Genomic DNA, 15,146 nt, shown 5'->3' with positions numbered 1-15,146 from the left:
AATTGCGGGTTGATTTTTGGCAAACCCAAATAAGCATAAATGGCAGACGGAGATAACGATAACTTGTCCTCATTCGAAGAGAATATCATCCCAATCAATATAGAAGAAGAAATGCGAGGCGCCTACATCGATTACTCGATGAGCGTTATCATTTCCAGAGCTCTCCCGGATGTTAGGGATGGCTTAAAACCAGTTCACAGAAGAATCCTTTACGGGATGGATGAACTGGGTGTCAACTATAATAAATCATATAAAAAGTGCGCCAGGATTGTCGGGGACGTGCTTGGTAAGTACCACCCGCATGGTGATACTGCCGTATATGACACCATGGTTCGAATGGCTCAGAGCTGGTCGATGAGATATCCTCTTGTAGATGGGCAGGGTAACTTTGGTTCGGTTGATGGTGATTCACCAGCAGCGATGCGTTATACAGAGGCCAAATTGAGAAGGATATCTGAGGAATTACTTGGCGATATTCGAAAAAACACGGTTGACTATGTTCCGAACTACGATGACAGTACGGAGGAACCAAGCGTATTACCAGCTAAGTTTCCAAATCTACTGGTAAACGGGGCTAGCGGTATTGCAGTAGGTATGGCTACCAACATGGCTCCTCACAACCTTACAGAAATTGTCAATGGTGTTATTGCCTACATCGACGATAAAGAAATTACTATCGAAGGATTGATGGAGCATATTACCGCACCGGATTTTCCTACTGGAGCCACGATTTACGGCTATCAAGGAGTTCGTTCAGCTTATGAAACAGGTAGAGGCCGGGTTGTCCTGAGAGCAAAAGCTGAATTCGATACAACAAGTACGGGCAGAGAGCAGATTATCATTACAGAGATTCCATATCAGGTGAATAAAGCCACTATGATTGAGAAGACTGCTGCCTTAATCAATGACAAAAAAATTGAAGGAATTGTAGATATCAGGGATGAATCTGATAAGGCAGGAATGCGAGTCGTTTATGACCTGAAAAAAGATGCAATCCCTAACATTGTCCTTAACAATCTTTATAAGCAAACAGCACTTCAATCCTCTTTTAGTGTAAATAATGTTGCACTTGTAAAAGGACGCCCTAAAACCTTAAACCTCAAGGATTTAATCATTCATTTTGTTGACCATCGGCATGAGGTTGTAGTAAGAAGAACTGAGTATGAGCTGGACGAGGCAGAACGAAGGGCACATATCCTGGAAGGATACTTAATTGCTCTGGATAACCTGGATGAGGTTATCAACCTGATTAGAAAATCAAAAGATCCAGATGAAGCAAGGATTGGTTTAATTGAAAAATTCAGTTTATCAGAAGTCCAGGCAAAAGCCATTCTGGATATGCGTTTGCAAAGACTGACAGGTCTTGAAAGAGACAAGATTCAGAAGGAGTATGAAGAGATTCAGGCGCTGATCAAGGAATTGAAAGAGATTTTGGGTGATGAAGGTCGAAGAATGCAAATCATTAAGGATGAGCTTTTTGAGATGAAAGAGCGCTATGGAGATGAAAGACGATCTTTAATTGAGCATAGCGCTGACGAATTCACTGCTGAAGATATGATTCCTGATGAGGACATGGTGATTACTATTTCTCACCAGGGATACATCAAACGAACACCACTCACAGAATACAGAACACAAGGGAGAGGTGGAGTAGGCAGCAGGGCAGCTACATCTAAGGATGATGACTTTACAGAGCACTTGTTCATCGCATCAGCGCATAATTATCTGCTGATATTCACAGAGTTTGGAAAAGTGTTCTGGAAAAAGGTTTGGGAATTACCTGAAGGAAGCAAGGCATCCAAAGGAAGGCCAATCCAAAACCTAATCAATATTGAATCAGATGATAAAGTACGATCGGTCATTAATGTGAAAACATTGGAGGATCCTGATTATATCAATAACAATTTCCTGGTAATGTGTACACAACGTGGGGTGATCAAGAAAACTTCTTTGGAAGCTTACAGTAGACCAAGAAGGAACGGGATCAATGCCATTACCATTAGGGAAAATGACAAACTATTGAATGTTCGCCTTACGGATGGCGATAATCATATAGTTATAGCTAGCAATAGCGGAAAGGCCATCAACTTCCATGAGGCAGACGTACGTTCAATGGGTCGAATGGCGGCTGGTGTTAAGGGAATCAACATTTCTGACAAAGAATGGGTAGTTGGTATGGTTTGTGTTGACTACAAGAACCCACCGAACCTATTGGTTGTATCTGAAAAAGGATATGGCAAGCGATCTGACCTTGAGGATTACCGTATTACCAAGCGAGGAGGTAAAGGAGTGAAAACGCTGAATGTGACGGATAAAACCGGAGGGCTTGTTGCTATAAAAGATGTTGTTGATGGAGATGAGTTAATGATCATTAACAGATCCGGTATTGCAATCAGGATGTCAGTTGATAATCTTCGGGTAATGGGAAGGGCAACACAAGGTGTTCGCTTAATAAAACTTAATGATGAAGATGAAATATCGGCTGTAGAAAAAATTTCCAACATTACGAATGAAGATGAGGAAGTAGATGGAATAGAACCTTCTTCAGATAATAATGAGAATCAAAACGATAACGAATAAAACTTAAACGAATAATGAGAACATTCTTAACCCTTATGTTAGCGGCTATTTGTGTAGTAGGATACGCGCAGAAAAAGCCCAAAATCAATCAGGCACTCTCTGCAATGGAAGACGGGAACCTGGCTGAGGCAAAAACAATTATTGATGCTGCCATCCAACATGAAAAAACAAAAGATGATGCAAAAACCTGGTACTACAGAGGTCAGATTTATGCTGCTTTGGATACAGCAAACAATGAGCCTGGTGCATTGGATGAATCTTTAAAAGCCTTTGATAAAGCACTTGAGCTTGATCCGGAGCAGAAAGTTGTTTCTTCTTTCACAGGTACTGGAGTTGAAAATATAGACTCCAAAAAACAAGGGTATTATGCTTATTACTACAATGAAGCTATATCCGATTATAATGATGAAAAATTTGGTTCCGCTGCTGACAATTTTGAAACTGCTTATTATATCAACCCCAGTGATACCAATGCAATTTTGAATGCCGCTTATGCAGCAGTTGCTGATGGTGATGATGAACGTGCAGAAAAAAACTTTTATGCGTCCTACGAGGCAGGAGTTCGGGATAAAACGGTATTTCTACAGTTATACAATTTTGCAATTCGTGAGGAAAGATTTGAAGATGGATTGAAAGTTATCAGAAATGGTAAAGAAGCATATCCGGATGATATTGATTTTGCTAAATACGAAATCAATCTTTTGATTCAGTTGGAGAAAACAGAAGATGCAAAAGCTGAATTGGAAAAGGCGATTGAAGCGGATCCTGAAAATGCCGATTTACTTTTTAGTTTAGGAGTTTTGAAAGAAGAGTTGGGAGACAAAGAAGGTGCTCTCGCAAGCTACAGAAATGCAATTGATGTAAATCCGGATCACTATAACTCTAACTTCAACTTGGGTGTGGCTGTTTTCAATGAAGCCAATGAGCTTATTAAGCAAAGAAATGCTTTGAGCTATAAAGAAGAAGCAAAAAGCAAAGAGTTGACTAAGAAAATCAATGTGAAATTAGAAAATGCGCTTCCTATTTGGGAAAAACTTTATTCTTTGAACAGTACTGATCAGACGGTACTTGAAACCCTGGGTTACATTTATAATAGTCTTGGTAAGAAAGATAAATACAACAAGATTCAAGACGAACTTGATGCAATTAGCGGAAATTAAGTTCTGAAAATAGATTTAACTAAAGCCGATCTTTTGATCGGCTTTTTTTGTTACAAAGCAATGATCGAAGAACACCTTCTACAATCATCTTTTGAGCCCTTATTAAAGCAGGAAATTAAGGATACCGGTTATCTGAAAAAAGTGAAAAAGGGAGATCATGTGATTGATCCCGGACTCAATAAGGGCGATATCCCACTGGTTTTAAGTGGCATCCTAAAAGTGTACCGAAAGGAAGCCACCGGGAATGAGGTATTACTCTACTACCTGGAGAAAGGAGAGACCTGTGCTATGTCCATTACCTGCTGTCTGGAGCAAAAGCCATCCGAAGTAAAGGTTATAGCTGAAACTGATGTCGAAATCTGGATGATACCAAGTGTCAATTTAGACCGATGGGTTTCTAAGTATCCTTCTTTTAGAAGATATGTGTTTCAGGCTTATCAAACGCGCTTTGATGAATTGATGCAAACCATTGACAGTCTGGTGTTTACGAATATGGAAGAGCGGTTGATGAAGTACTTACTGGATACCAAGCAGGCTACAGCTTCATTTGAGGTTGTGAAAACCCACCGGGAGATCGCCAATGAACTCAACACTTCCCGGGTGGTCGTATCAAGGCTCTTAAAAAAGTTGGAGCGGGAAAACAAAATTTTGCAACGAAGGAATTGCATTGAAATTCTTTAAGATAGCATGTAACAAAAGTTACAAGGTGCTATCTTGGCGACTGCTACTTTTGAGCCAACTATGAGCATCAAACGTTTTCTCCCTATACTCCAATGGCTACCTTCATATAAAAAGGAGCACCTCAGCGGTGATCTTTTTGCAGGTATTACTGTTGGAATTATGCTAATACCACAGGGAATGGCGTATGCGTTGATTGCCGGTTTACCACCCGTCTATGGCCTGTACGCATCCATTGTCCCACAAGTGATCTATGCCATTCTGGGTACATCCAGACAGCTCTCTGTCGCACCTGTAGCGATGGATTCGTTGCTCGTCGCTGCAGGAGTTTCAGTTCTTGCCACAGAGGGGACGGATACCTACATTGCTTTTTCGATTTTGCTCGCCTTCATAATGGGTGGTTTTCAATTCCTATTAGGAATTTTCAGGTTAGGCTTCATTACCAATTTGCTCTCAAAACCGGTCATTAGTGGGTTTACATCTGCTGCTGCTTTGATCATAGGGTTTAATCAACTGAAATACCTGTTGGGAGCTGATATCGATAAAAGCAATCGTTTTTATGAAGTGATCATTAACTCATTCGAGAAAATGGATGAAACACACCTGGTAACCCTGATGATAGGTGTGGGAGGGATCGTTCTAATTAAAACATTAAAAAAAGTACACAGAAATATACCCGGAGCACTTATTGCCGTTTTGTTTGGTACCATCATTGTGTATTTGCTGGGACTTGAAAATCAGGGAGTGAGTATCGTTCAAACAATCCCTGAAGGACTTCCTGCCTTTCAACTTCCTGATTTTTCATTGGGTCAATTTGGTAAGGTCCTTCCGCTTGCATTTACCATCTCGGTGGTAGCTTTTATGGAAGCTTATTCCGTTGCTAAAGCCGTCGAAGCGAAGAAAGGCGATCACAAAGTAATCCCTAACCAGGAATTAATAGGATTAGGGGCTGCCAACCTGGTTGGTTCTCTTTTCCAATCGTATCCCGTTACCGGAGGCTTTTCCCGAACGGCTGTTAATGAACAATCAGGAGCGAACACTCCTTTGTCATCCATAATCTCTGCAGCACTGGTAGCGTTGACGCTGATTTTTTTAACTCCTCTTTTTTATTATTTACCTCACACCATCCTCGCAGCTATCATCATGGTTGCAGTAAGCAATTTGTTTGATTGGACCTACGCTAAAAAGCTTTGGCATGATAGCAAAAAAGAATTTCTGGTGCTATTATTCACCTTTTTGGTAACACTGAACATAGGCATGGTCATAGGGATTGTCACCGGGATTATTCTCTCGATCTTACTGTTTCTGTACCGGGCCGCCTATCCACATATCGCCAGGTTAGGTAAGATCAAAGGGCATCATGAGTTTAGAAATATCACCCGGTTTTCTGATCTGGAAACCTGGGAAGGGCTGGCAATTTTAAGAATTGATGCCCCATTTAGTTTTATTAACATCCAGGAAATAAGAGAATATATTTTAAACCTGGTGGCAACAGAAGATAAGATCAAAGAGATTATAATAGATGCCGGGCCTGTGAGCCACATGGATGCAACAGCTGCCGACGGACTCCATGACATCCTGGATGAGCTGAACCAAAAAGGAGTGAGGCTGGTTTTATGCGACATTATCGGGCCGGTACGGGATACGATGAAGCAAACAGGACTCACGAAGGTGATCGGAAAGAAAAACCTGTTTTTAAGTTTGAGTGAAGCGGTAGAAAATGCTTTATCCAATGCTAAAGACCCGTACAAGAAAGTGACGTTACAGACAAATATCAAAACGTAACAAATGTTACAAACCCGAACCATTTAGCATCGTACTTTTGTAAAAGAATTAATAAGAGATATGAACATTGAACAGATATATACAGGATGCCTCGCTCAAGGCGCATATTACATTGAAAGTGAGGGAGAAGCTGCGATCATTGATCCGCTGAGAGAGTCTGCTCCATATTTGAAAAAAGTGGAAAAAGAAGGTGCTAAAATCAAGTACGTCTTTGAAACACACTTTCACGCTGACTTTGTATCAGGCCATGTTGATCTGGCTGAAAAATCCGGAGCAACAATCGTATACGGGCCTAATGCAAATCCTAAGTATGATGTACATCAGGCACAGGATGGCGAAGAATTTAAACTTGGAAAAATCACCATCAAAGCACTTCATACACCCGGTCATACAATGGAAAGCACGACTTACCTGCTGATCGATGAAGCAGGGAAGGAGCATGCGATTTTTAGTGGTGATACCTTATTTATTGGAGATGTTGGTCGACCTGATTTAGCTCAAAAAGGGAGCATGACCCAGGAAGACCTGGCAGGAATGCTTTATGATAGCCTGAGAACTAAAATCATGACACTTCCGGATGATGTGATCGTCTATCCGGCACATGGAGCCGGCTCTGCATGTGGTAAAAATATGAGCAAAGAGACGCACGATCTATTGGGCAACCAAAAGAAGAATAATTATGCCTTGCGAGCGGATATGACCAAAGAAGAGTTTATCAAAGAGGTAACGGATGGATTATTGCCTCCGCCACAATATTTCGCTCAGAATGTGGCCATGAATAAATCCGGAGCAGTTGGTTTGGACAAAGTACTCGAAAAAGGAAATGTGCCATTGGATGTTGAAACATTCGAGGCAATGGCTAACCACGAAGGAGCACTGGTTCTCGACACCCGTCATCAGAAAGATTTCATTAAAGGTCACATTCCTAATTCCATTTTTATTGGAATTGATGGCAGCTTTGCGCCATGGGTAGGTGCTTTAATTCCTGATCTACAGCAGCCAATCATATTTCTGGCACCCGAAGGCCGGGAAGAAGAAGTAGTCACACGACTTTCACGCGTAGGATATGATAATACCCTTGGCTATCTCAAAGGAGGCATGGAAGCATGGAAATCAGCAGGGAAGGAGATTCAAGATATGGAATCCATTTCGGCCGAAGAGTTCGCAAGCCAATATAAGTCGGGAGGTCTTCATGTGATGGATGTGCGCAAGCCCGGAGAATTTGAAGCTGAACATGTAGAAGATGCGGAGAGTATTCCATTGGACTTTATAAGTGAGCAGATGGACAAAATTGATGAGAACAAAACCTATCACATTCACTGCGCAGGTGGATACCGCTCGGTGATTGCCTCATCTATTCTGAAATCCAGAGGCTTTCACAAACTGGTGGATATAGCAGGTGGCTATAAGGCCATCAAAGAAACAGATATCCCAACAACAAACTTTGTATGCCCAACAACGCTGAAATAGCACTTAGTTAGGGCACATTTAAATCAAAAAAATATGGAATTTATTAGCCAACCCTGGCCATGGTACGTGGCAGGACCACTTATTGCCCTTATTATGTTGAGCCTCTTATTGAGTGGAAAGCGCTTTGGACTCAGCAGCAACTTGAGAAGCATGTGCGCCATCATGGGCGCAGGAAAGCACTGTGAGTTCTTTGATTTCAACTGGAAAGCGCAAAGCTGGAACCTGGTCTTTGTTGTAGGCTTAATGGCAGGAGGTCTCATCGCTAGTCAATGGATGGATGTAGATAGTGTACACATTTCTCAGGAGACCATTGCAGAATTGAAAGAAATGGGGGTGTCGAATCCGGGTCAAAGTATCGTTCCTTCAGAATTATTCAGCTGGGATAACCTACTGACAATTAAAGGTTTAATTGTTGTTGTTTCAGGTGGTTTTTTGGTTGGATTCGGTGCACGATATGCCGGAGGTTGCACATCCGGACATGCCATCAGTGGACTCAGCGATCTGCAACTTCCTTCTCTGATTGCGGTGATTGGCTTCTTCATTGGAGGACTGGCCATTACCTACTTCGTCACACCATTTTTATTAAACCTGTAAGCACAAGCATATGAAATTCATTAAGTTTTTATTCTTTGGAATCCTCTTTGGTATTACGCTTACAAAAGCAGAAATAATCTCCTGGTATCGCATCTATGAAATGTTTCGATTCCAGTCCTTTCATATGTTCGGTGTGATAGGTTCAGCGGTTGTTTTGGGCATTATTATCATCCAAATCATTAAGAGAAGACAACTAAAAGCTCTGGATGGCACTCCAATTATAATCGAACCAAAGGAGCGTAGCATTGCACGCTACCTGATTGGTGGAATCATTTTTGGAATGGGTTGGGCACTCACCGGCGCTTGTCCCGGACCATTATTCATCTTAGTCGGGAATGGCGTAAGTGTTATGCTGGTTGCTATTGCATCTGCAACCCTTGGAACCTACGTGTACGGATTACTCAAGAATCATTTGCCGCATTAGGAACAGGTTAGTTTCCAATAGTAACTTACAGGCATGTTACTTAAAATTATGCTACTTCTGACATTGGTCGGAATCATCCTTTTTATCCGGTACATCTTCAAAGATGAAGGGCCACATCATTCCTGAGCCTTGGTAACAATTGTTACATTTATATAAGCAAGTTCCGACTAGCTTTATGATTTAACAATTGCGTTTTGAGTTCAAGTAGAAGACAATTCATTAAAAAGAGTACCCTTGCGGCATTCTCCGGGATCATTGGAGCTCCCATTGTTTTTGGGAAATGGCTTCCCAAGGATTACATCCCGCTCATTCTTGATCAGGAAGATTTTCATCAAAAATTCAGAAAAGATCCTGCCATGGTCGTACTGAATGACCGGCCCTGGAATGCGGAAGCACAAGCCCACATATTGGATGACAAGATCACCCCGGCTTCCCGAATGTTCGTAAGAAATAATGGGTTGATTCCTCAAGACATCAAGGCGGATCAATGGACCTTAACGATTAATGGCGAATCGGCGCTAACTACCAAAACATATACATTAGCAAATCTCAAAAGCTTTCCAAAGCACACCTACCAACTGACACTTGAATGTGGCGGCAATGGTAGAAACGAATTTGACCCACCGGCAAAAGGCAATCAGTGGACCATCGGTGCGGTCTCCTGTGCTAACTGGGGTGGAGTCAGACTTAGCGACCTACTCAAGGACGTAGGAGTGAAGGAGGATGCCATTTATGTCGGTTACTATGGGAAAGACATGCACCTGAGTGGAAGTCCGGATAAGAACCCCATATCCAGAGGAGTGCCCATCAGCAAAGCGATGATGGAAGAGACCCTGATAGCGTATGAAATGAATGGTGAGGATATTCCCCTGGTTCACGGCTTTCCGCTTCGGCTCGTAGCAGGTGGGTGGCCAGCATCTGCTTCAGGAAAGTGGCTGCATCGGTTAAGTATCAGAAACAAAGTGCATGATGGTGAAAAGATGGAAGGCAGTTCATATCGGGTGCCATGCGAACCCGTAGCGCCCGGAGAGAAAGTACTTGATGAAAACATGTGCATCATTGAGTCCATGCCTGTCAAGTCACTCATCACTTATCCAAAGTCCGGAGCGATACTGGGGACTAAAAAATCATTAGCTATTCGTGGACATGCATGGGCCGGAGAGCTAAGTATAAAAGAAGTGCACTACTCCATCGATTATGGAGCGACCTGGAAGAAGTGCCATGTACAAGCGCCTGCCAATCGACTGGCATGGCAGCACTGGAGTGCTAATGTCTCCTTTCCTAAGGATGGGTATTATGAAGTATGGGCAAGAGCAACCGATTCCAAAGGAAATATGCAACCGATGCTGGTTCCGGGCTGGAACCCCAAAGGATACTTAAATAACGCATGTCATCGCATTGCAATCAAAGTTGGTTAATGGCCTATGGATAACAGGCAATATCATCGAATACTCAGGCAAGTTGTTATCATACTAAATGCAGCTATATTTTCAATGATTCTGCTATTGGTACTTGTGATGGATATGGGATATGATCTGCTCAAAAAGGAATTTTATACCGACCGTACGGTAACATCTGAAAGGGTAGAAGCTCCCGAGATTGTGAACGGCGTACATGTGCAAACCGGACTTGTGGAAGGGGAAGGACTGGATTTGGTAATACAAAACTGCACAAGCTGCCACTCGTCTAAGCTGATAACACAGAACCGGATGACCAAAACCGGATGGCAGAGCACCATCCAGTGGATGCAGAAGACGCAAAACCTTTGGGATCTGGGGGATCAGGAGGCCCCAATCATTAACTACCTGGCCGCCAACTATGCGCCTCAAAAAAAGGGCAGAAGGGCACGATTAGAAAACATAGAATGGTATGAACTGGAATAACTACATAAGCATGTTGATGGTCCTTTGCCTGGGTGCCGGGTGCAACAAACCTGTGAAGGATGCGGGGGCAAAGTTGCCAGTAGTATCTAAATACCTGATAGAGGCGGATGAATTGCGATCGATCATTGATCAGGACAGCCTTATCTTACTGGACCTACAACGTCCCGAAGATTTCAATAAAGGTCATTTACCAAATGCCATAAACCTCTGGCGTTCAGCACTTAATAATCCTTCATTTAAATATGATGGAATGATGCCAGAAAGAGAAATGCTGGAAGCAGTATTGCAAAACAAAGGCGTTTCACCGGATGCCTTTCTGGTACTGTATGACAACCGTGGATCGTGTGAGGCAACCCGGCTCTGGTGGATACTGAAGCACTATGGTTATGACCGAATGGCTATCCTGAATGGTGGCACACAGGCATGGTCACAGGTAGATTCACTGACTAGTGTCACAACAGTCAAACCACAGGGTAATTTTAAATTCCCGGAGTATGCGAAAGCACCAACATCAGACAACATATTGGTGACGGATCTATCAAAAATGATTGATCAAAACCAGGTGGTAGTGCTGGATACACGGTCAAAAGAAGAGTATGAAGGTCTCACATTAAAGCAAGGAGCCCAATGGGCAGGCCGTATTCCCGGGAGCATTCACATCGACTGGATGGAGGCAGTGGATCAGTCCACTTACCGATTCAAAGAACCAACAGAATTGCAAAATATTTACAATAAAATGCTTAATAATGATCTATTAGCCGTTACGTATTGTCATTCAGGGGTACGATCCACGCATACGTATTTTGTGTTGACAGAATTATTAGGGAGAAAAAATGTTACAAATTATGATGGTTCATGGGTGGAATGGACAAATCATTTTCAGCAGGAATTAGTTAATTAGAAAACAAGCCATGGAAGAGTATATCAACATCATCATCGAAAGCTATCAGGGGTATGCCAACTACCTGTGGAGTGAAATTAAAAGCCCAAGCTGGCACAACTACTTTTACTGGCTGATCGGGGTTTCAGGGTTCTTTTATGGATTGGAACTGATACGTCCATGGCGGGAAAATCAACCACGGTTTCGCAAGGATTTTTGGCTGGACTTTTTCTATATGTTTTTCAATTTCTTCCTGTTTTCGCTGATTATCTACAATGCAGCTTCAAATGTGGTAGTAAACTTCTTCAATGGTTTACTTGAATCCATCGGAATCACCAACCTCCTGGCATTTGAGGTGATGACCTGGCCCATGTGGTCACACTTGCTGATAGGCTTTGTGGTACGTGATTTTGTGCAGTGGTGGACGCACAGGCTGCTGCACCGGGTTGATTTCCTTTGGGAGTTTCATAAAGTGCATCATTCGGTGGAACAAATGGGTTTTGCCGCGCATCTACGTTACCATTGGATGGAGAATGTGGTCTATAGAACCATTGAATACATCCCATTGGCGCTAATAGGTATTGGTCTGAGGGATTTCTTCATCATTCACATATTCACATTGGCTGTAGGTCATTTCAATCACAGCAACTTTAAACTCAACCTTGGCCCACTGAAATATATCTTTAATAACCCTCAGATGCATATCTGGCACCATTCGTATCATTTACCAAAGGAGCGGAGGTATGGAGTGAATTTTGGGCTTACGCTCAGCCTGTGGGACTACCTGTTTAAAACAAACTACATCCCGCACGATGGCAAAGACATAAAGCTTGGCTTTCCTGGCGTAGAAGAATTCCCTAAAGGTTTTGCAGAGCAGAACCTACATGGATTTGGGAAAAAACAATCTGAGTAGCCAGGGAACGAATGCAAAGCTGGGATTCCGTACTTTTGCGCAAATCCCCACTCCATGAGCAACTTTGAGCGACTCGACCTTTCCAATTCCCTCCAGCATGCATTGGAAGACCTGGGCTTTCACACAGCTACGCCCATCCAGGAGCAGGCCTATAATGCCATACGATCAGGGAAGGACCTGGTAGGCATCTCACAAACAGGAACAGGGAAGACCTTCGCATACCTATTACCGCTGCTCAGAGACCTGAAATTTTCGAAAGAAATACCTCCAAGGGTGCTGATCATCGTCCCAACGAGGGAACTCGTAGGGCAGGTGGTAGAACAGTTGGAATCACTGACTACCTACATGAACATCCGTGTGCTTGGCGTGCATGGAGGTAAAAACATCAATACGCAAAAGCCAGCGGTCGTAGCAGGAATGGACGTTTTGGTGGGTACGCCCGGACGACTGTATGACCTGGTATTGCACAAATCACTGTCGCTTAAAAGCGTAAAAAAGGTCGTAATCGATGAAGTGGATGTGCTGTTGGACTTAGGTTTTCGGTTTCAGCTGACCAATATCTTTGATATGCTGCCAACAAGGCGCCAGCACATCATGTTTTCAGCTACGATGACCGAAGAAGTAGATGAGCTGATCGATGATTACTTCAGCCAGCCAGAAAAAATCACGATAGCTCTTAGTGGTACACCGCTGGAGAATATCTCACAAGTGGCATACAAAGCACCAAACTTCTATACGAAAGTAGAGCTGGTCAAGCATTTGCTGGTTTCCGCTAAAGCATTCCCTAAAGTATTGGTGTTTGTTTCCAGCAAACGAAACGCCGATCGGCTATATGAGGAGATGGAGGAAACGTACGAGAAAGATATGTGCATCATCCACAGCAATAAAAGCCAGAATTATCGTCAGCGATCGCTGGAAGCATTCAATGAAGGAAAGAAGCGAATTCTGATTGCTACAGACGTAATTGCCCGTGGATTGGATCTCACAGACGTAAGCCATGTGGTGAATATGGATGTACCGATTTATCCGGAAAACTACATGCATCGGATTGGCCGTACCGGGCGTGCAGAGAAAGAAGGCTCATCCATTTTACTGTACACCGAAAAGGAAACCGAACTGAAGACAACCATTGAAGCGCTGATGAAGATAGCGATTGCTGAAGAACCATTTCCTGAAGAAGTAGAACGATCGAATGAACTGCTGCCAGAGGAACGACCAAAGGACAAGCAGAAGGAGTTGTCTCATAAGCTGCGCTCTAAGGAGCCCAAGGGAGAAGCCACACACGAGAAAAAAGACAAAAACAAAAAGGTCAACCTGGGTGGGTCGTATCGCTACAAGCTCGCCAAAAAGTACAAGAAGCCACTGACACGTGGCGACAAGAATCAAAACAGGAGAAAGAAATAGGTATTGGAATCAATGCGTGATTTCTATCCCACCCAGATCTTTCAAAATAGCATCCCGTAGCTGGATAATACGCTGCAGGGCATCCTTAGGGACATGAAAAGTAAAGCGGATCAACCGGATGAAACGCTTCATGCTCCTCCAGAAGTAGATCGTCACAAAACCCGAAATAGCCAACAAAAGCAGGAATGCGAGGCTGTAAATCCAGTAATCACTTATGAACTGTTGAAAAAGTAGCAGATAAACCGTATAAAACAGGGGAAATAGGACAATTCCGCCCACCAATAGGACGGAAGACCGATATTCGATATCTACGCTTAATGCCTTATAAATCTTGCCAGGGAGTACGTACGGGAGGTAATTGGTCAATAATCCTACCAGGTAGAAGGGAAGCAGCAGGGTGAAAAGCAGGAGGTATCCTGGGTAGATTAACGGGATGATTTTTCGCTGAAATTTCTCAGAAACGAATCCCGCAGTAATGTTCAACTGGTCGAGTGAAGTGTAGAAACGTTGAAGCTTAAACTTCAGGTCGTTATATAATTCTTGTTTCTGCTCATGTAGGTGCTGTAGTGACCTGGAAAGTACACTTCGGAGCTTTAGCGACAGGGCAGGATTTGCATACAAATTAGCTTCCGGCTTGAGATAGGTGGTATAAAATTGATGAGCTTGAATGAGAAAACGTTCCTGATCTTTATCCGTAGTGGTGGGAATCTTTGAACTAAGCGAATCGTGGATGGCGTTGGTGAGTGCATCAATGCCATCTTTTTCTTCTTTTTCATACAAAGACTTAAAATCTGCCACAGAAATAGGATCACCGATGTGTACAGAGACAATCGTGCGGAATTGCAGGGAATCAGCATAATCCAGGCTGATAGGTACAATACGTAAGTTTCCCTGATAGTTTTTGTCCTGTTCGTAGCTCAAAGCAATTCTAGCCGTACCGGTTTTGATCTCACGCAGTTTCAGCTCATAATGACTGGTGCCTTCAGGGAATACCATCAACGTGCCACCGGATTCCATATAGTGATGGCATGCCGCGAATGCTGCACGGTTGTCTGATTTCTGACCAGGCTTGAGGTCTTGTTTGCGATAGATTGGGATCACATGAAAATATCGGAAAATGGAAGTAACCCATTTATTGATGAAAATACCGGCATTGCCCAGGAATCCAACACGTTGCTTGGTGAGCACGGCAATGATCAATGGATCAATAAGTGTGTTGGGATGATTCACTGCAATCATTAGCGGACCATCAGTTGGGAGTTTATCACGACCCGTCACGATCATCTTCTTATAGAACAGGAAGAATGAAAACTTAAGAATTAGTTTGAGCAGGCGGTAGATCACAGACGTCAGTTTGTGGTTACGTAATAGAACA

At 43.0% G+C, this 15,146-nt stretch carries 13 protein-coding genes; 12 read left to right on the top strand and 1 reads right to left on the bottom strand.

All coding sequences use genetic code 11. The features are described 5' to 3' along the window. The first annotated feature begins 39 nt into the window (after positions 1 to 39). The 12 genes from gyrA to RIC88_RS15700 all read left to right on the top strand — a co-directional run bounded on the left by gyrA (position 40) and on the right by RIC88_RS15700 (position 13,771). A complete protein-coding gene (gyrA, locus tag RIC88_RS15755; protein WP_350218524.1) occupies positions 40 to 2,580 on the top strand; it encodes a DNA gyrase subunit A in 2,541 nt (846 codons plus the stop codon). A 14-nt stretch (positions 2,581 to 2,594) separates the two neighbouring features. Further along, entirely contained in the window at positions 2,595 to 3,740 is a 1,146-nt protein-coding gene (locus RIC88_RS15750) for a tetratricopeptide repeat protein (RefSeq protein ID WP_350218523.1), read from the top strand. Between the two features lie 60 nt (positions 3,741 to 3,800). Further along, a complete protein-coding gene (locus tag RIC88_RS15745) occupies positions 3,801 to 4,421 on the top strand; it encodes a Crp/Fnr family transcriptional regulator (RefSeq protein WP_350218522.1) in 621 nt (206 codons plus the stop codon). 60 nt (positions 4,422 to 4,481) lie between these two features. Continuing rightward, positions 4,482 to 6,203, top strand: coding sequence for a SulP family inorganic anion transporter (locus tag RIC88_RS15740; protein ID WP_350218521.1), 1,722 nt, complete (start codon positions 4,482 to 4,484; stop codon positions 6,201 to 6,203). Positions 6,204 to 6,263: 60 nt separating this feature from the next. After that, positions 6,264 to 7,673: an MBL fold metallo-hydrolase gene (locus RIC88_RS15735; protein ID WP_350218520.1), complete on the top strand. Its 1,410-nt coding sequence runs from the start codon at positions 6,264 to 6,266 to the stop codon at positions 7,671 to 7,673. A 33-nt stretch (positions 7,674 to 7,706) separates the two neighbouring features. Continuing rightward, the gene (locus RIC88_RS15730) at positions 7,707 to 8,267 is read left to right on the top strand and encodes a YeeE/YedE family protein (protein ID WP_350218519.1); all 561 of its coding nucleotides are present in this window, start codon (positions 7,707 to 7,709) and stop codon (positions 8,265 to 8,267) included. A 10-nt stretch (positions 8,268 to 8,277) separates the two neighbouring features. Next, positions 8,278 to 8,691: a DUF6691 family protein gene (locus RIC88_RS15725; RefSeq protein WP_350218518.1), complete on the top strand. Its 414-nt coding sequence runs from the start codon at positions 8,278 to 8,280 to the stop codon at positions 8,689 to 8,691. 194 nt (positions 8,692 to 8,885) lie between these two features. Further along, positions 8,886 to 10,109 (top strand): sulfite oxidase, encoded by a 1,224-nt coding sequence (locus tag RIC88_RS15720; protein WP_350218517.1) that lies wholly within the window; start codon positions 8,886 to 8,888, stop codon positions 10,107 to 10,109. A 6-nt stretch (positions 10,110 to 10,115) separates the two neighbouring features. Continuing rightward, positions 10,116 to 10,574 (top strand): cytochrome C, encoded by a 459-nt coding sequence (locus RIC88_RS15715; RefSeq protein ID WP_350218516.1) that lies wholly within the window; start codon positions 10,116 to 10,118, stop codon positions 10,572 to 10,574. Beyond that, positions 10,561 to 11,475: a sulfurtransferase gene (locus RIC88_RS15710; RefSeq protein ID WP_350218515.1), complete on the top strand. Its 915-nt coding sequence runs from the start codon at positions 10,561 to 10,563 to the stop codon at positions 11,473 to 11,475. Before RIC88_RS15715 ends, RIC88_RS15710 begins: the two co-directional genes overlap by 14 nt. Positions 11,476 to 11,485: 10 nt before the next feature. Continuing rightward, positions 11,486 to 12,367, top strand: a complete 882-nt coding sequence (locus RIC88_RS15705) for a sterol desaturase family protein (protein WP_350218514.1) — start codon at positions 11,486 to 11,488, stop codon at positions 12,365 to 12,367. 54 nt (positions 12,368 to 12,421) lie between these two features. Continuing rightward, complete coding sequence (locus RIC88_RS15700) at positions 12,422 to 13,771, top strand: DEAD/DEAH box helicase (protein WP_350218513.1); 1,350 nt, start codon at positions 12,422 to 12,424, stop codon at positions 13,769 to 13,771. Positions 13,772 to 13,780: 9 nt separating this feature from the next. On the opposite strand, the gene RIC88_RS15695 is transcribed toward RIC88_RS15700, so the two are convergent. Beyond that, a complete protein-coding gene (locus RIC88_RS15695) occupies positions 13,781 to 15,115 on the bottom strand; it encodes a 1-acyl-sn-glycerol-3-phosphate acyltransferase (RefSeq protein WP_350218512.1) in 1,335 nt (444 codons plus the stop codon). Between the last annotated feature and the right edge of the window lie 31 nt (positions 15,116 to 15,146).

Origin of the sequence: Ekhidna sp. (assembly GCF_040220215.1) — a bacterium.
In the GTDB taxonomy this organism is placed as follows: Bacteria; Bacteroidota; Bacteroidia; order Cytophagales; family Cyclobacteriaceae; genus Ekhidna.
This window is presented reverse-complemented; position numbering and strand designations above follow the sequence as displayed.